Here is a 17,249-nt window from a genome sequence, read left to right as displayed (position 1 = left end):
GTAATCACAACGTGTAAGACTTTTTAACTTTTAGGTTAAGTTAATAAGGGCGCACGGTGAATGCCTTGGCACTAGGAGTCGACGAAGGACGGCACTAACACCGATATGCTTCGGGGAGCTGTAAGTGAGCTTTGATCCGGAGATTTCCGAATGGGGAAACCCACTGTTCGTAATGGAGCAGTACATTTGCGTGAATACATAGCGCATCTGAGACACACCCAGGGAACTGAAACATCTAAGTACCTGGAGGAAGAGAAAGAAAATTCGATTCCCTGAGTAGCGGCGAGCGAAACGGGAATAGCCCAAACCAAAAGGCTTGCCTTTTGGGGTTGTAGGACACTCTACATAGAGTTACAAAGGAATGAGTTAGACGAAGCGATCTGGAAAGGTCCGCAGGATAGGGTAAAAGCCCCGTAGTCTAAAATTCATTCTCTCTTGAGTGTATCCTGAGTACGGCGGAACACGTGAAATTCCGTCGGAATCTGGGAGGACCATCTCCCAAGGCTAAATACTACCTAGTGACCGATAGTGAACCAGTACCGTGAGGGAAAGGTGAAAAGCACCCCGGAAGGGGAGTGAAATAGATCCTGAAACCGTGTGCCTACAAGTAGTTAGAGCCCGTTAATGGGTGATAGCGTGCCTTTTGTAGAATGAACCGGCGAGTTACGATCCCATGCAAGGTTAAGTCGAGAAGACGGAGCCGCAGCGAAAGCGAGTCTGAATAGGGCGAATGAGTATGTGGTCGTAGACCCGAAACCAGGTGATCTACCCATGTCCAGGATGAAGGTAAGGTAACACTTACTGGAGGTCCGAACCCACGCACGTTGAAAAGTGCGGGGATGAGGTGTGGGTAGCGGAGAAATTCCAATCGAACCTGGAGATAGCTGGTTCTCTCCGAAATAGCTTTAGGGCTAGCCTCAAACGTTAGAATCTTGGAGGTAGAGCACTGTTTGGACTAGGGGCCCATCCCGGGTTACCGAATTCAGACAAACTCCGAATGCCAATGATTTATGTTTGGGAGTCAGACTGCGAGTGATAAGATCCGTAGTCAAGAGGGAAACAGCCCAGACCACCAGCTAAGGTCCCAAAGTATTTGTTAAGTGGAAAAGGATGTGGCGTTGCTTAGACAACCAGGATGTTGGCTTAGAAGCAGCCATCATTTAAAGAGTGCGTAATAGCTCACTGGTCGAGTGACGCTGCGCCGAAAATGTATCGGGGCTAAACAAATCACCGAAGCTGTGGATTGATACCTTTGGTATCAGTGGTAGGAGAGCGTTCTAAGGGCGTTGAAGTCAGACCGGAAGGACTGGTGGAGCGCTTAGAAGTGAGAATGCCGGTATGAGTAGCGAAAGACGGGTGAGAATCCCGTCCACCGTATGACTAAGGTTTCCTGAGGAAGGCTCGTCCGCTCAGGGTTAGTCGGGACCTAAGCCGAGGCCGATAGGCGTAGGCGATGGATAACAGGTTGATATTCCTGTACCACCAAACCACCGTTTGAGTAATGGGGGGACGCAGAAGGATAGGGTAAGCATGCTGTTGGTTATGCATGTCCAAGCAGTAAGGTGTGAATGTAGGCAAATCCGCATTCTTTAACATTGAGCTGTGATGGCGAGGACGTATGTCTAGAGTTCCTGATTTCACACTGCCAAGAAAAGCCTCTAGCGAGGTGAAAGGTGCCCGTACCGCAAACCGACACAGGTAGTCGAGGAGAGAATCCTAAGGTGAGCGAGAGAACTCTCGTTAAGGAACTCGGCAAAATGACCCCGTAACTTCGGGAGAAGGGGTGCTCTTTTGGGTTCATAGCCTAGAAGAGCCGCAGTGAATAGGCCCAGGCGACTGTTTAGCAAAAACACAGGTCTATGCAAAACCGTAAGGTGAAGTATATGGGCTGACGCCTGCCCGGTGCTGGAAGGTTAAGAGGAGTGCTTAGCGCAAGCGAAGGTGCGAATTGAAGCCCCAGTAAACGGCGGCCGTAACTATAACGGTCCTAAGGTAGCGAAATTCCTTGTCGGGTAAGTTCCGACCCGCACGAAAGGCGTAACGATCTGGGCACTGTCTCAACGAGAGACTCGGTGAAATTATAGTACCTGTGAAGATGCAGGTTACCCGCGACAGGACGGAAAGACCCCGTGGAGCTTTACTATAGCTTGATATTGAATTTTGGTGCAACTTGTACAGGATAGGCAGGAGCCTTAGAGCCCGGAGCGCCAGCTTCGGAGGAGGCGTCGGTGGGATACTGCCCTGGTTGTATTGAAATTCTAACCCATACCCGTAACCCGGGTAGGAGACAGTGTCAGGCGGGTAGTTTGACTGGGGCGGTCGCCTCCTAAAGTGTAACGGAGGCGCCCAAAGGTTCCCTCAGAATGGTTGGAAATCATTCGAAGAGTGTAAAGGCAGAAGGGAGCTTGACTGCGAGACCTACAAGTCGAGCAGGGTCGAAAGACGGGCTTAGTGATCCGGTGGTTCCGCATGGAAGGGCCATCGCTCAACGGATAAAAGCTACCCCGGGGATAACAGGCTTATCTCCCCCAAGAGTCCACATCGACGGGGAGGTTTGGCACCTCGATGTCGGCTCATCGCATCCTGGGGCTGTAGTCGGTCCCAAGGGTTGGGCTGTTCGCCCATTAAAGCGGTACGCGAGCTGGGTTCAGAACGTCGTGAGACAGTTCGGTCCCTATCCGTCGTGGGCGTAGGAAATTTGAGAGGAGCTGTCCTTAGTACGAGAGGACCGGGATGGACACACCGCTGGTGTACCAGTTGTTCTGCCAAGAGCATCGCTGGGTAGCTATGTGTGGACGGGATAAGTGCTGAAAGCATCTAAGCACGAAGCCCCCCTCAAGATGAGATTTCCCATTACGCAAGTAAGTAAGATCCCTCAAAGACGATGAGGTAGATAGGTTCGGGGTGGAAGCGTGGCGACACGTGCAGCTGACGAATACTAATCGATCGAGGACTTAACCAAATTTTGTTTAACGTAACAATGTCGTTTATCCAGTTTTGAAAGTACAAAAAAAAATATAAAAAAAGCTTGAATTATTTTCTAGTTTTGTTATACTAAGTATTGTCTTTCAAATTAATAAGGTCTAGTGATGATGGCGAAGAGGTCACACCCGTTCCCATACCGAACACGGAAGTTAAGCTCTTCAGCGCCGATGGTAGTTGGGGGTCTCCCCCTGTGAGAGTAGGACGTTGCTAGGCTGTATTATTCCGAAGTAGCTCAGTGGTAGAGCAATCGACTGTTAATCGATTGGTCGTAGGTTCGAGTCCTACCTTCGGAGCCATTTTAGGAGAGCTGTCCGAGTGGCCGAAGGAGCACGATTGGAAATCGTGTAGGCGGGTTAAACTGTCTCAAGGGTTCAAATCCCTTGCTCTCCGCCAGATTAGTTTTCTACATAAAAGTATGGCCCCTTGGTCAAGCGGTTAAGACACCGCCCTTTCACGGCGGTAACACGGGTTCGAATCCCGTAGGGGTCACCATTTATTAAATTGAACGAATGAAGTTGACGCAGAGATGCGAAGCTTATCGTAATTTTACCCAGGAGGATTAGCTCAGCTGGGAGAGCATCTGCCTTACAAGCAGAGGGTCGGCGGTTCGAGCCCGTCATCCTCCACCATTTCTTTTGAACAAATTAGCAATTATAGTATTGTCGCGGGGTGGAGCAGTGGTAGCTCGTCGGGCTCATAACCCGAAGGTCGCAGGTTCAAATCCTGTCCCCGCAACCAAATGGTCCCGTGGTGTAGCGGTTAACATGCCTGCCTGTCACGCAGGAGATCGCCGGTTCGATCCCGGTCGGGACCGCCATTTTTTAAAAGATTGGTGATAAGCAAGAAGGTCTAGGAAGCGATTGAGTGATGGAAGGAACGTACTAAAGTACGTGACTAACTGAACGAATGAAGCTGACAAAGAGATTCGCAGCTTAGCACAATCGAATTTGGCTCAGTAGCTCAGTCGGTAGAGCAAAGGACTGAAAATCCTTGTGTCGGCGGTTCGATTCCGTCCTGAGCCACCATATTTATACGCCGGAATAGCTCAACTGGTAGAGCAACTGACTTGTAATCAGTAGGTTGAGGGTTCAAGTCCTTTTTCCGGCACCATACACTGGTGGGGTAGCGAAGTGGCTAAACGCGGCGGACTGTAAATCCGCTCCTTCGGGTTCGGCGGTTCGAATCCGTCCCCCACCACCAGTTTTTAGGGGCATAGTTTAACGGTAGAATAGAGGTCTCCAAAACCTTTGATGTGGGTTCGATTCCTACTGCCCCTGCCAATTTTTTTTAGTTAGCTTTGAATAATGGCGGTTGTGGCGAAGTGGTTAACGCATCGGATTGTGATTCCGACATTCGGGGGTTCAATTCCCCTCAGTCGCCCCATATTCCTTAGTAGTTAGCTCTTTTTTTATTTGTGGCGGTTGTGGCGAAGTGGTTAACGCACCGGATTGTGATTCCGGCATTCGGGGGTTCAATTCCCCTCAGTCGCCCCATTGGGGTATAGCCAAGCGGTAAGGCAATGGATTTTGATTCCATCATGCCCTGGTTCGAATCCAGGTACCCCAGTTTGCGGAAGTAGTTCAGTGGTAGAACACCACCTTGCCAAGGTGGGGGTCGCGAGTTCGAACCTCGTCTTCCGCTCCAATTACTTTACGGCGGCATAGCCAAGTGGTAAGGCACAGGTCTGCAACACCTTTATCACCGGTTCAAATCCGGTTGCCGCCTCCAATTTTTTAAAAATGATTTAATAACTGCCTAGTATTTATTTTGCCGGTGTGGCGGAATTGGCAGACGCGCGGGACTCAAAATCCCGTATCCTCTGGATGTGCCGGTTCGACCCCGGCCACCGGTATAAAATCGTGACTTAAAGTCATACATATCAAGACTTCTAACTACTTGTTAGAGGTCTTTTTTGTTGTTTAAATAAAAGGACTGAAATAAGCTAAAATCCCGTGCTTCGAATCCCATGCATAGGAGGAAATCAGTATGTCTAGAAGAAGTAACAGTTTATCAAAAAAAGAGCTAAGCTTGATTAAATTAAAAATAACGGATGAAGAAGCTTTTCAGAAGTTTGAGAGAGATTGTTTGATAAGAAATTTAAGAGCTGAGACATTGAGATACTACATAGACAAGTTTGCAGCTACTAAGAACACTTTAAAAGAAATGAAAATTGTTAAGCAACTTGTAGAACTTACACAGAAAGATATAGAAGAGATAATTCTTCATCTGAAAAGTAAAATTAAGATTGTAAGTATTAACACTAGGATAAGAGCTTTAAAATCATTTTATAACTTCTTATATAAGAATAAATTATTGATGCCAAATCCTATGAAAAATATTAAAAAGTTACGTGATCGATCAAGGGTTATTGAAACTTTAGATGATAAGGAGCTAGAACTCCTTGCATCTCATATAAAAATTCAGAAGAGCTTTGTAGGGGTTAGAGATTATGTAATATTTTTAGTGATGTTAGATACAGGTATACGATTGTCTGACTAATCGTCCAATAATTTCTAGACCGAAAATAAAGCTTTATTCATTTAATTACGCAATGGAAGGTGAATATATATAATATGCAGGAGAAGATGGAGCATCTTAAAGAAGTTAGAATAGAGATAGGTGAACAGGCATTCAGAATAAATGCAGCAACAATCATCACAAAATATTATACTGATAGGTTGAAAGTGCGAGGGATTAAGAGAAATCGAATGTCGATTTTGAATCAAGTTAATCTCAAACTGCATGGTCTAGATGTTGATAAAGTTTCCTATGGATTTATTCGAAAGTTTTACTAATATAAGAGCTCACTAGCTAACGATACTGATATGGTATTGAATGTTGGTGAGCTCATTTTTTTTTGCATTGATCTAGATAGATGGATTCTATTTTGAAATGATACCGCCTACCCCTACAGAAAAAAACACAACTTCAACGATATTAACATGTGAATGTCCGCTTACTGCAAACGTCCCAAAACGATTTTTTGAGTTGAAATTTAATTGGTAATAAAGTAAATAAATGTAAATAAAAAGATCCCACCGAAGTGAGATCCTTGGTTATAACTTTCATATGAATTTAGAAAGGTTGGTATGGTGGAAATCCACACTCTCTTAATATTCCATTGTGATCATCTGTACTCAAATGTGAATCATCATATTCATCTAGGACTTTTCTAAGTTCCACAAAAAGTTCCTTATCAACTTCAAGAAATGAATCCTCAAATCGTTTTTTAATATCCAACTTTATTAAATACCTTATCAGGTTCTCATATAGTAACGGATAATCTTTTTTAATACTTTCTCTATTTTCTAAGAATGATTTAATGTAATCCTCGAAAATATAAGCTTTATTTGGTTCAGGATATTCATATTTTTCTCTTTCTTTAAGTGGCGTGAAGACGGAGGTCGATCCCAACCACGTATCTCCAAGACCAGACATAAAGATTAAAAGAGAATACTTACGTAATTCAGGATCAGGATGATTAAAATATTTAAAGTATTCGTCATAATAATCACCCTGCCATTGGCCGTTGAAATCAAAACAAAAGTTGCCAACTTCAATACCTCGTAATACCTTTTTAGCTTTTTCAATTGGAGTTAGTGACATTAGGATTTCTTCCTCTCGTCTTCAATATTTAGGTTAATTAAAAATATGGGTACATTGTTATAATAACATAATCATACTTGTTGGCTTGTTGGTATTCCAATGGGCTGATCTTGTATCAACCTTAACTGTGTGGCCATCTAATTAGTAATCACGTGCGTTGATTTTAGCTAAGTAGTAATTTATGTTGATATATATGACTTTATAAGAATATCAATTTTTATTGGGACTCAAAATCCCGTATCCTCTGGATGTGCCGGTTCGACCCCGGCCACCGGTATAAAAGCAAAGAACCCTTGATATTTCAAGGGTTCTTTTTTTGGGAAAATGTAGATAACATAGTTGTACTATAAATAGAAAAAGAAATTACTCACGGTTTCAATAGTAATAAGAATAAGCCCAAGAGAAATCACCTCTTGGGCTTTATATGTTTATGAACTAACACAAAGCTTTTGATCATTTAGTGTGTTCCTACAATAGTTAGGAATGAACACGGCAAACTCCGTACTCCTTTGGAATTTAGTGCAATTCTCTTTAGCAACGATACATGTTACGCAAAACCATTTACAAAGTACTCGATTATTTCTAAATCGTCTTCCGTCACGTCACGGTCAAAAAGAGAGGACATCTCTTCTACAATTGCCTCTATTTTTCCTTTATGTTTATTTGTTAATTCTGCACTTGTCTTTAATAATGATACAAAGGAAGTAAATTCATCCTTTGTTAAAGGTGCTGGATGATGAGATAGGAAGAAGATTTCTGCGTCATAGCCTTCAATTTTCTCCAAAAGCTTATACATCTTTTCAATGGTATAATGCCACTTTTCTGCGTACATATTTGCATAGAGACAGTCCCCAAGAAATAATGTCTTTTCCTCTGCTATATAAATGAGATTCGAATCAGGTGAATGATCTCCACCAACATGTTCAATGATACAGGTAACCCCACCTATATTAAGTTTGATTTGCTTGTCAAAAATGATAGTGGGATCTGGTATGATAACTTCTCGCATACTTCCTAGCTCTAGCTTTATCGCATCTGCACAAAAAGGAATTTCAATCCCTGCTTCGACACGTCCATCCAACTCCTTATCTTCCCATGATAGCTTTTGAAGTTCTTTTACTTTGTTATAGGTCATGGAATTGGCAACTGAAGGAACATCCATTTCACGTAAGCCAAATACATGATCCCAATGCCAATGTGTGAGAGCCAGAATATCCCCTGTGAGATGATAGGAAGCTAATTGCTCTTTAAAGTATTTAGCATGATTAGAAGAATTACCAGCATCAATCAGTAGAGTCTGTTTGTCCCCTACAATAGCAGCTAATATCGGTCGATCTGTCTTTTGATATGGAGGCAGGTAAAAGAGTCGATCGGAAAGTTTTTTCAATGTTTGCATGAACTCGTACTCCTTAGTTATGTTTGTAACGTTCATTATATACTACTGTTACAGGTGATGAGAAATAAAACTAGAAGTGTAATTGAACTTTGCATTTCGGGAGGGGATACAAAGTTGTTAAATCTAGTTGCATATAAGTTTGCTCGTGCAAACATGTAAAATTTATTATTGTTTGAATAAAGACCCACTTTCATTTAATTTTTTAAACTATATATGTACTTTAGTAAGTGAGACTCTTAAAGGTAGAGTTTGAAAAGATTCACAAGATAGCTTATTAAGCCCTCCCGTGAACCAATTCTAATAGTAAGTAAAACCTATCCAACAAACTGTTTGATTAGCTCGTTAAATTTTTCTCGTTCTTCCCAGAAAAGCCCATGTCCGCTATAGTGAAATGGAACGAGATGCGAATTTTTTATGGCTTCGTTAAGCTCTTGAGCTTGTTTAAATGGCACAAGCTTGTCATGCACACCATGAACGATTAATGTAGGAACTGTTATTTTAGGAAGATCAGTATCAAGCTTTTCATCTCTTAAAGTGTTGATAATTGCTGCAGTGGACCATCCAGCTGCCTGTAGTCCTAATCCATTAAACCAATTAGAGAATGGGGCAGAAATATATTGAAAGAAGAAAGTATCTGTTACACCTTGCATCATTTTAGGTCGGTCGTTTAATGTTTCTGTAAGAAGTCGGTTCGCTGTTTCTTGTGTAAATCCAGTTGGAGCAGCGGCGTCGATTAGAATCAGTCTCGATAATCCGTAAGCATTGTGACGAGTCGCATATCGTATAGCGATTGCTCCTCCTGTAGAATGGCCAGCTAGAGTAAAGTTGGTTAACTGGAGTGATTTAACTACTGCATGGATGTCATCTGCTAGTCTGTCAAAGTTGTAACCATGGATTGGTCTATCTGACTTTCCAAAACCTCTCCAGTCAATACCTATACAGCGGTAGCCCATTGATGGGAGAACATCATACTGATATTCGAATTGTTCATGGTTTAAAGGCCAACCATGTAAAAATACAATTGTCTTGCTTGCACTAGGATTAATATCCTCTACAAATAAATTCACACCTTGTTCTACGTTTACAAAGTAACCCACGCCAATTCCTCCATGAAAAAGTTTTATAGGTTAAGATACTCGAAAGTGTTTAAATGGGTGATTCGCAAGATACTAACCACAAATCGCAAATTAGATTTTTTTAATCGCAAGTTCGCCTAAGATAATCGCAAGTTCCAAGGCTTGCTCTTTTATAAAAAAACATAAAATTATTAGCAGAGCTTTATTCACATTGTATTAAAGTAGGATATTTGGTATATTATTAGTAATACAATCTACGAAGTGACCAAGTAAATGAGAATTGTGAAACAGAAAGTATAGCCAATGCTGAAAGCTATACCACCGCTTCTTATTGAAACCTATCACGGAGATGTTATGTAAACATAACCGAGTCGTTTTCGTTAACAAACGTTTAGAGGGCTTAAAATTTTTAAGCTAAACTAAGGTGGTACCACGTCTATTCAGCACAGAGACGTCCTTTTACGAGGATGACTTTGTGCTTTTTTCATTGATGTAAATAGGAGGAATATAAATGACAAATCAACAGCAAAACGATTTTACTAAATGGTATATTGACACCATTCAAAAGGCAGATTTAATGGATTACACACCAGTTCGTGGGTGTATTGCTTTTAAACCAGATGGCTTTGAAATTTGGGAGCATATTCAAGATGAGATGAACAGACGTTTTAAAGAAACAGGTCACCGTAATGCTTATTTCCCAATGCTAATTCCTGAATCTTTTTTCCAAAAAGAAAAGGATCATATTGAAGGGTTTGCGCCAGAATTACCATGGGTTACTGAGGCAGCTGGTGAAAAATTAGAAGAGCGTTTAGCATTACGCCCAACATCAGAAACAATGATTGGTCATTTGTATTCGAATTGGATTAAGAGTTATCGTGATCTGCCAGTTCTTATTAACCAATGGGCTAACGTTTTTCGTTGGGAAAAGAAAACACTTCCGTTTATCCGTACTTCTGAATTTTTATGGCAAGAAGGACATACAGCACACGTAGACGAGGAAGAGGCACGTCAGGAAACAATGCAGATGCTTAACATCTATAAAGAGGTTGTAGAGGAGCTTTTAGCAATTCCTGTATATGATGGTCAAAAAACACCTTCCGAACGTTTTGCAGGAGCTGTAGATACCTATTCTATCGAAGCCATGATGAAAGACGGAAAAGCTGTTCAAGCTGGGACTTCTCATTACCTTGGAACAAAATTTGCGGAAGCATTTGATATCAAATACTTAAACAAAGAAAACAAGCATCAGCATGTGCATACAACATCTTGGGGAACATCTACTCGTTTAATCGGTTCAGTTATTATGGTACATGGTGATGAACAGGGTCTTGTATTACCTCCACGTGTTGCACCAACCCAAGTAGTGCTAATTCCTGTGGGTCCTTGGAAGAAGAACCCTGCTATTATGGAGAAACTAGATGAGCTATACGCTGCATTGAAAGCAAAAGGTATCCGTGTTCGTCTTGATGATTCAGATCAATCTCCTGGTTATAAATTCAATGAATGGGAGCTTAAAGGTGTACCGGTTCGTATTGAATTAGGACCTCGTGATTTAGAGAACAATCAAGCGCTGATCAAAGTACGTGACCTGACAGAAAAAGAATCAGTAGAAATTGCTGTTATAGTAGAACGTATTGAAGAAGAGTTAACTACTATGCAAACACGTTTACTGGAGAAAGCTCGTGCATTCCGTGATGAGAATTCCCATACAAATGTAGATTCTCTAGAGCAGTTAAAACAACATCTTACGGATTCAACGGAAAATGGCACAATTCCTGGATGGATTCTTGCAGGATGGTGTGGGGAGGATGCTTGTGAAGAGAATGTGAAGAATGAAACGAAATTTACGACTCGTAATATTCCATTCAACCCACCAGCAGAAAAAGCAACATGTATTAACTGTGGGAAGGATTCGAAACATACTGTATGGTTCGGTCGTGCCTACTAAAAAATATAGTGATTAAAAAAAACAACCCTAAGTGGTTGTTTTTTTTGATGACGAAACATATTATTTTGATCCTGCTACCCAATTCATACCCCAGTTATACGCATGATCCATCTCTTTATGCCCCTTAAAGTATTCTACTAAGCGTTCAATTTTAAATGTCTCATTATTTACATTTTCAATCATTGCGACTGCACACATTATTTGTCCATTACGATGTTCATCTAGCTTCACTTCAATAGCTGGGCCAGCCGGATATGTTAATGTAACAACTCCATCTGCTTCTGCCCAATTGGCTACCCCTTGATAGATAAATGAATACACCAAAATTCTTTTTATATCTGTTATTTTATTTCCGTTAATTCTCAGGTTTTCTCCTCCTGATAGGGAACCAGTACGATCATCACCATCGAGTTCCATATAGGGTGCTTGCTTTAGTGTGCCAAAAGCGTTACCTAAAGCTTGTACGCAGCCTTTTTCGCCGTTATTTAATTCATATAAGCAACCTAGGTCTAAGTCTACACCTTTAGGTTTTCCACTGAGTAGGGAAGAAAGGAATCCAGTAGATTTTGCTTTAACTTGTTGATCCCATTGGAGATTTACTAAAATTTCTCCGATATTATTGTTGTTTTTAGTAAGATTAATGGACTGTCCCTTTTTCTTAAGCTCAATCTTGTTCAAATTTACCATCAATAATCACTCCTTTTCTAATTTCACCATTTTGTCTACTTAAACTAAAACCGAAGAATCTTCTGAAGATAGGATTACTGGCTGTTCTATGTGTGTTGCTTTCAAACCAAATTTAGGATAAAGAGGCTCCAACTGATTACCTAGCAATAGTTTAATAGCATAGTAGGGGAAATTGATATCTGCTAGACAGCTGATATGCAATCCACCACTCATCCGGGGATTAATCTCTAGTAGCTTAGGAATACCGTCTTTGTATTTAACTTGGATATTAAATACATAAGGAATTTTATATTGTATTGCCATTTTCTCTGCGATTTCGATTAAATCTTTGTTGTATTCAATTTCTCGAATACGTCCATTTCCTTTTTTCCTAGGTATTGCGGTAAGTAGTGTTCCGTCTGCATCAGCTAAACAGTCTATACTATACTCATAGCCATCCAAATATTCCAAAACCATTAAGTCCGGGAAATGCTCCTGCGTTTGTAAGATTCTAAGAGCAGTTTCATATGAAATTTTTTGAGAAGAAGCAGTATTGAATATAAAAGGAATCGTATCTGCATCATTATCAATAATTCGGAATCCGCTTGCTCCTTCTCCAATGACAGGTTTAATGCATAGTTTCGTATTATCCTTACTTAATTGTTTATAGGCTTCTTTAAATTCCAGCGCATTGTTAACAATTTGATAGGATGGAATAGTAACGATAAAGTTACCTTCCTTTTCTTGGTTTTGTAAAGATTGATACATCGCTGCTTTGTTATCTACCATGGCCATTAAATCACCATCCGGACAAACCAACACTGACACACCGATGTCTTCAAACTTTTCTAAGTGCCGAGATATAAGCACGTTTTCTTTTCGTGGAACAAATATATGAATCTGATTTTGTATACAATAGTCTAAGCAAAACTGTATATAATCCTCGCCCTCAATATCTGGCTCTGTACTAAACACATCACAATAATTGAAATAAACAGTGTCAGAATTAGGATGTGTTCCATGAATGATAAATTCTTGTTGATCGGGATTATGACGTATCAACTCCATGTAGTGTGAAACAGTTGAAAACCATCTATTAAACCAAATATTGAGGACCATTATAATTCTCCTTTGCTCGTATGAAAGTTTGTATTTAAAATATTTGTTTTAAAATCACCGCCATGTATTTGAGTAAACATGGAAGCCATAGATTCAAGTAATTTATTACTTTCCTCTACCTTTAAGGAAGGACGTAGAAATACGATTTGTAATGCTTCTGTAGTATCTTCTGTTACAGCTGTTCGCGCAGAGTCTACAAATGGACTTCCATATGGTCCTGCCTCATCCTGTAGAGTTATAATATTTTTTAATGTATTATCTCTGCCATTTAACCCGACATAAGTTGTTTCTTCGGTTCCAATAGTGATGTTTGTTTCACCTTGAATTTTCGCCACATCATATATACCCATTGGAATTTCATATTGCATAGAGAAGAAGTTGTTTAAATCTACAGCAGAATGCATGGGTGTGATATAATTTTGTTTTGCAATCCTTCTATACATAGCTTCCATTGAAGGGCGATAACGATTAGGATCTGCTCCGAACTTTTTCCAGAGAGCTCTCCATTCTTTAATCCCCGCGAAATCATTTACGGGCTTGTCGTCCATTTCAAAGAAAAGTTGCTCTTGAAATAATTGAAGTCTTCCTTTAAGCATTTGGGGTGAGGAAGTAACAATAATTTTGGTATAATGAATAATGCCTATTTTAAATGAGGGCTCTATTTCAGTAATTGAATCATCCAATTTTACTAACATATCAACCATCCTTACAATTATTTTTCTTAAGTGTAGCATAAGAAAGGAGAACATTTGTGAATATCATTCAGTTTCAAGAAAACCTCATAGATTATGCAGCATCCATTGGAATTGACAAAATTGGATTTACTTCTGTTTCTCCATTTCATGAATTAAAAAATCGATTAATCCGACAGCAGGAGTTAGGGTATGCCTCTGGATTCGAAGAACCTGATATTGAGAAAAGAGTGCATCCTGAAAACTTGTCAGAAGAAGCTAGTAGTATTATATCTATTGCAATTGCGTATCCTTCAAAAATGAAAGATGCCCCTCAAAGTGTGAAAGGTGCAAGACGAGGAATCTTCGCACGCGCATCATGGGGTATAGATTATCATACAGTTTTACGTGAAAAGTTAGCACTGTTAGAATTATATATTTTATCGCATATTCCAGATGCTAAATTGCGTTCAATGGTAGATACGGGAGAACTTTCGGATCGTGCCGTAGCAGAGCGCGCCGGAATAGGATGGAGTGCAAAAAACTGCGCTATTATTACTCCTGAGTTTGGTTCTTATGTCTATTTAGGAGAAATGATTACGTCTATTCCTTTTGAGTCTAGTGAGCAGATGGAGGACCAATGTGGTGATTGTCGATTATGCTTAGATGTTTGTCCAACAGGAGCCTTAATAGAAGGTGGTCAGCTAAATGCCCAGCGCTGTATTGCTTTTATAACCCAAACGAAAACAATGGTTCCAGATGAATTTCGAGCAAAAATTGGCAATCGCATATATGGTTGTGATACATGCCAAACAGTTTGTCCAAAAAACAAAGGCAAAGCCAATCTTCACCAAGAAGCGTTTAAGCCAGAACCTGAGTTAGTGAAACCTTTGCTACTACCTTTACTTAAAATGACGAATCGCACATTTAAAGAAACATATGGTCATATGTCCGGTGCTTGGCGAGGGAAGAATCCAATTCAGCGAAATGCTATAATTGCATTAGCTCATTTTAAAGAGCAGGCAGCTGTTCCAGCACTAATAGATTTAATGCAACATGATGCTAGACCAGTCATCCGTGGTACAGCAGCGTGGGCAATAGGTAAAATAAATACACAAGAAGGCTTGCTAGCCCTTCAAGAGGCTGAACAAAGTGAACAAGTGGATGAAGTTTTAGAAGAGATTCGAAAAGGGTTAGAATATTATACAGTAGAGAATTAGGAAGTGGAATATTTGAGTATTAATGTTGTTTTATATCAACCAGAAATACCTGCTAATACAGGGAATATAGCTAGAACTTGTGCCGGAACAGATGTTAAATTACATTTAATCCGACCTTTAGGATTCTCCACAGATGATAAGATGCTAAAGCGAGCAGGATTAGATTATTGGGAACATGTAGATATTACTTATTATGATGGTCTCGATGAGTTTTTTGCAGCACATCCATCTGGCGAATACTATTTAATTACAAAGTTTGGGGCTAAGCCACATACTACGTTTGATTTTAGTGATACGGAGAAGGATCATTTCTTTATTTTTGGACGTGAAACAAAAGGGTTGCCAAGAGAGTTTATCGATGCACATCCTGATCGTGCATTGAGAATTCCTATGAACGATAATATTCGTTCGTTAAATTTATCGAATACAGCAGCCATTCTAGTTTACGAGGCATTACGTCAGCAAAACTATCCAAACTTGCACTAAGAAGAGCTAGGTATCATGATTGGGTTCACTAAAAAAACGGACGAGGTCATAAATGACTCGTCCGTTTTAACAATAGATTATTTTTCAGATGCACCTGGTTTGTCATCGTATCCTGCTGTGAAAATTGCCACAAGGAACGAAATACTAACACCAAGAATAAGGATTAGTTTCATATGGAGTGCCTCCTCTATAGTATTCTGCACCTAGTATACCCTAATTTGTTTGAAAAAGAAATATTTCAAAAAAACGAAATTTGACAAAAATCGTTCATTTGAATGTTGCAACCTTTCGAATATTCTACTAACATAAAGAAAAGGAGTGATTTTTGATATGAACGAATTCAAAAATGGTCCAGAGAACGGTTCAATGGCAACAAACATGGAAGAAGTAAAGCAGTTAGGAAAACAAATGGATAGAATGAGAGACAACAAAGAGCTAGAAGAAGATAATCGAGTATCCGATCCAGCCCAATCCGAAGATACATCTTCCATGAAGAAAAGAGAAAACGACTGAGTAACTCAGTCGTTTTCCTCCTAAGAAAGGATGAGAACTATGGCTTTAAATATACATTCAACAAAAAAGTTATCAAATGGAATTGAGATGCCTAGATTAGGATTAGGCGTTTATAAAATGACTGAACCTGATATGGCAATTCAAGCAATGACCGCTGCTCTAGATTATGGCTATCGTCATATTGACACGGCAAGTTTATATGCCAACGAAAAAGAAGTGGGCGAAGCAGTTAGATCATCAATTGTTCCACGCAAAGATATATTCATTACTACAAAGGTGTGGAATACAGATCAAGGCTACGATCAAACTCTCAGAGCATTTGAAAAGTCTTTAAAGCTCTTAGAGATGGATTACGTAGATTTATATTTAACACATTGGCCAATTACAGAAACTTTTGTAGATACATATCGAGCAATAGAACGGTTATATGATGAAAAGCTAATTCGAGCTACAGGTGTTGCAAATCATCATCAGCATCATTTGGAGGCTATTTCTGTTAAAGCAAACGTTAAACCAATGGTTAACCAAATTGAATGTCATCCACGCCTTACGCAGTTTGATCTACGTGAGTATTGTGCAGAACAAGAAATCGCGATAACTTCGTGGTCTCCACTTGCAAGAGGACGAATATTAGAGGAACCAACATTACAACGTATTAGTAACAAATATGGTAAGTCTACTGCTCAAACCATTATAAGATGGCACCTGCAACATGATTTGATTGTCATTCCTAAGTCAGAAAATCCATCTAGAATTGCCGAAAATATGGATGTATATGATTTTGAGTTATCATTCGAGGACATGAAAAATATAGATGCACTTAACTTAAATGAGCGTACTGGTAAAGATCCAGATAACTTTAGTTTTTAATAAGATGATTTAAGTAATATTGCACGATAGTATCTCTCCTGATTTGGAAGAGAAACTATCGTGTTTTTATTTATATTGGAAAATATTACGAAATAATGAAACCTATTACATATTTAAGCGTATTAGTAATAATACATGAATAAATATTAGATGAGGTCAATAATGAATATATTTTTTGAAAAGACTTACAAGAAAAAAAGTAGTAAGCCGTTCCTAATATTAAAGATGCTATTGATAAGTTTGATGATTGCAATGCTAATAATGACCATATGGAATAATTTAGATATTTTTTATGTGAGATTAGTATTCATATTAGCAGGGATTAACTTTTTGGTAGATGCAATAGAAAGTTATCTTCAAAAAGAAAATAAAAAAGTGATAATAAGAGAAGTAGTGTTAGGGACTGTGCATATATTATTTGCTTTAATCCTTAAGTGGTGAGTGTTAGGAGGAGACTTTAATGGAAGGTTTTATGGGAACAGGAAATTGGCTAGGCATCTTATCTATCGTTTTTATAGTATTATGCTTTTATTTTACGCTTACTTTTTTTCAATACTTAAAACAAGAGGACGCACGTTTAACTAAACAATCCAAACTTGGAGCAGTTATTTGCCTCGCATTGAGCTTGCTAATTCCAGCAATATACAATCTATATATATTTTTTGAGATGATGAGGTAAGGGGGAGTATG

At 39.6% G+C, this 17,249-nt stretch carries 14 protein-coding genes, 16 tRNA genes, 2 rRNA genes and 1 other annotated feature; of the genes, 26 read left to right on the top strand and 6 right to left on the bottom strand.

Translation table 11 applies throughout. The features are described 5' to 3' along the window. Positions 1–33 precede the first annotated feature (33 nt). The 19 genes from MHI47_RS15225 to MHI47_RS15135 all read left to right on the top strand — a co-directional run bounded on the left by MHI47_RS15225 (position 34) and on the right by MHI47_RS15135 (position 5,484). A 23S ribosomal RNA gene (locus MHI47_RS15225) occupies positions 34–2,962 on the top strand. 120 nt (positions 2,963–3,082) lie between these two features. After that, a 5S ribosomal RNA gene (gene rrf, locus MHI47_RS15220) occupies positions 3,083–3,198 on the top strand. An 8-nt stretch (positions 3,199–3,206) separates the two neighbouring features. After that, a tRNA-Asn gene (locus MHI47_RS15215) sits at positions 3,207–3,281 on the top strand. A gap of 5 nt (positions 3,282–3,286) precedes the next feature. Further along, positions 3,287–3,378: transfer RNA gene (locus tag MHI47_RS15210), tRNA-Ser, on the top strand. Positions 3,379–3,402: 24 nt separating this feature from the next. Then, positions 3,403–3,477: transfer RNA gene (locus MHI47_RS15205), tRNA-Glu, on the top strand. A gap of 61 nt (positions 3,478–3,538) precedes the next feature. After that, positions 3,539–3,614 (top strand) — tRNA-Val (locus tag MHI47_RS15200). A gap of 34 nt (positions 3,615–3,648) precedes the next feature. Next, positions 3,649–3,723, top strand: a tRNA-Met gene (locus MHI47_RS15195). Positions 3,724–3,726: 3 nt separating this feature from the next. Next, a tRNA-Asp gene (locus MHI47_RS15190) sits at positions 3,727–3,802 on the top strand. Between the two features lie 132 nt (positions 3,803–3,934). Continuing rightward, positions 3,935–4,010, top strand: a tRNA-Phe gene (locus tag MHI47_RS15185). 9 nt (positions 4,011–4,019) lie between these two features. Beyond that, positions 4,020–4,095: transfer RNA gene (locus MHI47_RS15180), tRNA-Thr, on the top strand. A 6-nt stretch (positions 4,096–4,101) separates the two neighbouring features. Continuing rightward, positions 4,102–4,185: transfer RNA gene (locus MHI47_RS15175), tRNA-Tyr, on the top strand. 6 nt (positions 4,186–4,191) lie between these two features. Continuing rightward, positions 4,192–4,265, top strand: a tRNA-Trp gene (locus MHI47_RS15170). A gap of 27 nt (positions 4,266–4,292) precedes the next feature. Beyond that, positions 4,293–4,368 (top strand) — tRNA-His (locus tag MHI47_RS15165). Between the two features lie 34 nt (positions 4,369–4,402). Further along, positions 4,403–4,478: transfer RNA gene (locus MHI47_RS15160), tRNA-His, on the top strand. A gap of 1 nt (position 4,479) precedes the next feature. Beyond that, positions 4,480–4,551, top strand: a tRNA-Gln gene (locus tag MHI47_RS15155). A gap of 3 nt (positions 4,552–4,554) precedes the next feature. Further along, positions 4,555–4,629: transfer RNA gene (locus MHI47_RS15150), tRNA-Gly, on the top strand. A 10-nt stretch (positions 4,630–4,639) separates the two neighbouring features. After that, positions 4,640–4,713 (top strand) — tRNA-Cys (locus tag MHI47_RS15145). A 41-nt stretch (positions 4,714–4,754) separates the two neighbouring features. Then, a tRNA-Leu gene (locus MHI47_RS15140) sits at positions 4,755–4,837 on the top strand. Between the two features lie 134 nt (positions 4,838–4,971). Further along, positions 4,972–5,484, top strand: a complete 513-nt coding sequence (locus tag MHI47_RS15135; RefSeq protein WP_340763311.1) for a tyrosine-type recombinase/integrase — start codon at positions 4,972–4,974, stop codon at positions 5,482–5,484. Between the two features lie 576 nt (positions 5,485–6,060). Here the strand turns inward: MHI47_RS15135 and MHI47_RS15130 are convergent. The 3 genes from MHI47_RS15130 to MHI47_RS15120 all read right to left on the bottom strand — a co-directional run bounded on the left by MHI47_RS15130 (position 6,061) and on the right by MHI47_RS15120 (position 9,084). Beyond that, positions 6,061–6,591 (bottom strand): hypothetical protein, encoded by a 531-nt coding sequence (locus MHI47_RS15130; RefSeq protein ID WP_340831380.1) that lies wholly within the window; start codon positions 6,589–6,591, stop codon positions 6,061–6,063. Between the two features lie 547 nt (positions 6,592–7,138). Next, on the bottom strand, positions 7,139–7,987 hold the full coding sequence (locus MHI47_RS15125; protein ID WP_093538554.1) for an MBL fold metallo-hydrolase: 849 nt from the start codon (positions 7,985–7,987) through the stop codon (positions 7,139–7,141). 314 nt (positions 7,988–8,301) lie between these two features. Continuing rightward, positions 8,302–9,084: an alpha/beta fold hydrolase gene (locus MHI47_RS15120; RefSeq protein ID WP_093538555.1), complete on the bottom strand. Its 783-nt coding sequence runs from the start codon at positions 9,082–9,084 to the stop codon at positions 8,302–8,304. Positions 9,085–9,310: 226 nt separating this feature from the next. Continuing rightward, positions 9,311–9,525, top strand: a binding site (T-box leader). 49 nt (positions 9,526–9,574) lie between these two features. Here MHI47_RS15120 and proS point away from each other — a divergent pair. Continuing rightward, positions 9,575–11,014 carry a proline--tRNA ligase gene (proS, locus tag MHI47_RS15115; protein ID WP_093538556.1) on the top strand — a complete coding sequence of 480 codons (1,440 nt, stop codon included), beginning with the start codon at positions 9,575–9,577 and terminating at the stop codon, positions 11,012–11,014. A gap of 60 nt (positions 11,015–11,074) precedes the next feature. On the opposite strand, the gene MHI47_RS15110 is transcribed toward proS, so the two are convergent. From MHI47_RS15110 to MHI47_RS15100, 3 genes are read right to left on the bottom strand one after another with little or no spacing between them, the layout of a single operon-like run. Continuing rightward, a complete protein-coding gene (locus MHI47_RS15110; protein WP_340831378.1) occupies positions 11,075–11,701 on the bottom strand; it encodes a TerD family protein in 627 nt (208 codons plus the stop codon). Between the two features lie 39 nt (positions 11,702–11,740). Then, entirely contained in the window at positions 11,741–12,799 is a 1,059-nt protein-coding gene (locus MHI47_RS15105) for an ATP-grasp domain-containing protein (RefSeq protein ID WP_340831377.1), read from the bottom strand. Beyond that, positions 12,799–13,494, bottom strand: coding sequence for a B3/B4 domain-containing protein (locus MHI47_RS15100; protein ID WP_340763306.1), 696 nt, complete (start codon positions 13,492–13,494; stop codon positions 12,799–12,801). The genes MHI47_RS15105 and MHI47_RS15100 overlap by 1 nt, the downstream gene beginning before the upstream one ends. Before the next feature lie 56 nt (positions 13,495–13,550). Between MHI47_RS15100 and queG the strand changes: the two genes are divergently transcribed. From queG to MHI47_RS15070, 6 genes are all read left to right on the top strand, one after another. Beyond that, the gene (gene queG, locus MHI47_RS15095; protein WP_340763304.1) at positions 13,551–14,690 is read left to right on the top strand and encodes a tRNA epoxyqueuosine(34) reductase QueG; all 1,140 of its coding nucleotides are present in this window, start codon (positions 13,551–13,553) and stop codon (positions 14,688–14,690) included. Positions 14,691–14,702: 12 nt separating this feature from the next. After that, the gene (gene trmL, locus MHI47_RS15090) at positions 14,703–15,176 is read left to right on the top strand and encodes a tRNA (uridine(34)/cytosine(34)/5-carboxymethylaminomethyluridine(34)-2'-O)-methyltransferase TrmL (protein ID WP_093538561.1); all 474 of its coding nucleotides are present in this window, start codon (positions 14,703–14,705) and stop codon (positions 15,174–15,176) included. 330 nt (positions 15,177–15,506) lie between these two features. After that, positions 15,507–15,689, top strand: coding sequence for a hypothetical protein (locus tag MHI47_RS15085; protein WP_093538562.1), 183 nt, complete (start codon positions 15,507–15,509; stop codon positions 15,687–15,689). Positions 15,690–15,728: 39 nt separating this feature from the next. Continuing rightward, positions 15,729–16,559 carry an aldo/keto reductase gene (locus MHI47_RS15080; RefSeq protein ID WP_340763302.1) on the top strand — a complete coding sequence of 277 codons (831 nt, stop codon included), beginning with the start codon at positions 15,729–15,731 and terminating at the stop codon, positions 16,557–16,559. Between the two features lie 162 nt (positions 16,560–16,721). Beyond that, a complete protein-coding gene (locus MHI47_RS15075; RefSeq protein ID WP_340831375.1) occupies positions 16,722–17,000 on the top strand; it encodes a hypothetical protein in 279 nt (92 codons plus the stop codon). A gap of 19 nt (positions 17,001–17,019) precedes the next feature. Beyond that, a complete protein-coding gene (locus MHI47_RS15070) occupies positions 17,020–17,238 on the top strand; it encodes a hypothetical protein (RefSeq protein WP_340831373.1) in 219 nt (72 codons plus the stop codon). Positions 17,239–17,249 lie beyond the last annotated feature (11 nt).

The organism is Psychrobacillus sp. FSL H8-0487 (assembly GCF_038008385.1).
Taxonomy (GTDB): domain Bacteria; phylum Bacillota; class Bacilli; order Bacillales_A; family Planococcaceae; genus Psychrobacillus; species Psychrobacillus psychrotolerans.
This window is presented reverse-complemented; position numbering and strand designations above follow the sequence as displayed.

What these genes read in the sequence shown, in the direction of transcription:
- MHI47_RS15075 (WP_340831375.1), top strand. Translation starts at nt 16,722, where the DNA reads ATGAATATATTTTTTGAAAAGACTTACAAGAAAAAAAGTAGTAAGCCG.
- MHI47_RS15100 (WP_340763306.1), bottom strand. Translation starts at nt 13,494, where the DNA reads ATGTTAGTAAAATTGGATGATTCAATTACTGAAATAGAGCCCTCATTT.
- MHI47_RS15080 (WP_340763302.1), top strand. Translation starts at nt 15,729, where the DNA reads ATGGCTTTAAATATACATTCAACAAAAAAGTTATCAAATGGAATTGAG.
- MHI47_RS15110 (WP_340831378.1), bottom strand. Translation starts at nt 11,701, where the DNA reads ATGGTAAATTTGAACAAGATTGAGCTTAAGAAAAAGGGACAGTCCATT.
- MHI47_RS15070 (WP_340831373.1), top strand. Translation starts at nt 17,020, where the DNA reads ATGGAAGGTTTTATGGGAACAGGAAATTGGCTAGGCATCTTATCTATC.
- MHI47_RS15105 (WP_340831377.1), bottom strand. Translation starts at nt 12,799, where the DNA reads ATGGTCCTCAATATTTGGTTTAATAGATGGTTTTCAACTGTTTCACAC.
- proS (WP_093538556.1), top strand. Translation starts at nt 9,575, where the DNA reads ATGACAAATCAACAGCAAAACGATTTTACTAAATGGTATATTGACACC.
- MHI47_RS15130 (WP_340831380.1), bottom strand. Translation starts at nt 6,591, where the DNA reads ATGTCACTAACTCCAATTGAAAAAGCTAAAAAGGTATTACGAGGTATT.
- MHI47_RS15135 (WP_340763311.1), top strand. Translation starts at nt 4,972, where the DNA reads ATGTCTAGAAGAAGTAACAGTTTATCAAAAAAAGAGCTAAGCTTGATT.
- MHI47_RS15085 (WP_093538562.1), top strand. Translation starts at nt 15,507, where the DNA reads ATGAACGAATTCAAAAATGGTCCAGAGAACGGTTCAATGGCAACAAAC.
- MHI47_RS15125 (WP_093538554.1), bottom strand. Translation starts at nt 7,987, where the DNA reads ATGCAAACATTGAAAAAACTTTCCGATCGACTCTTTTACCTGCCTCCA.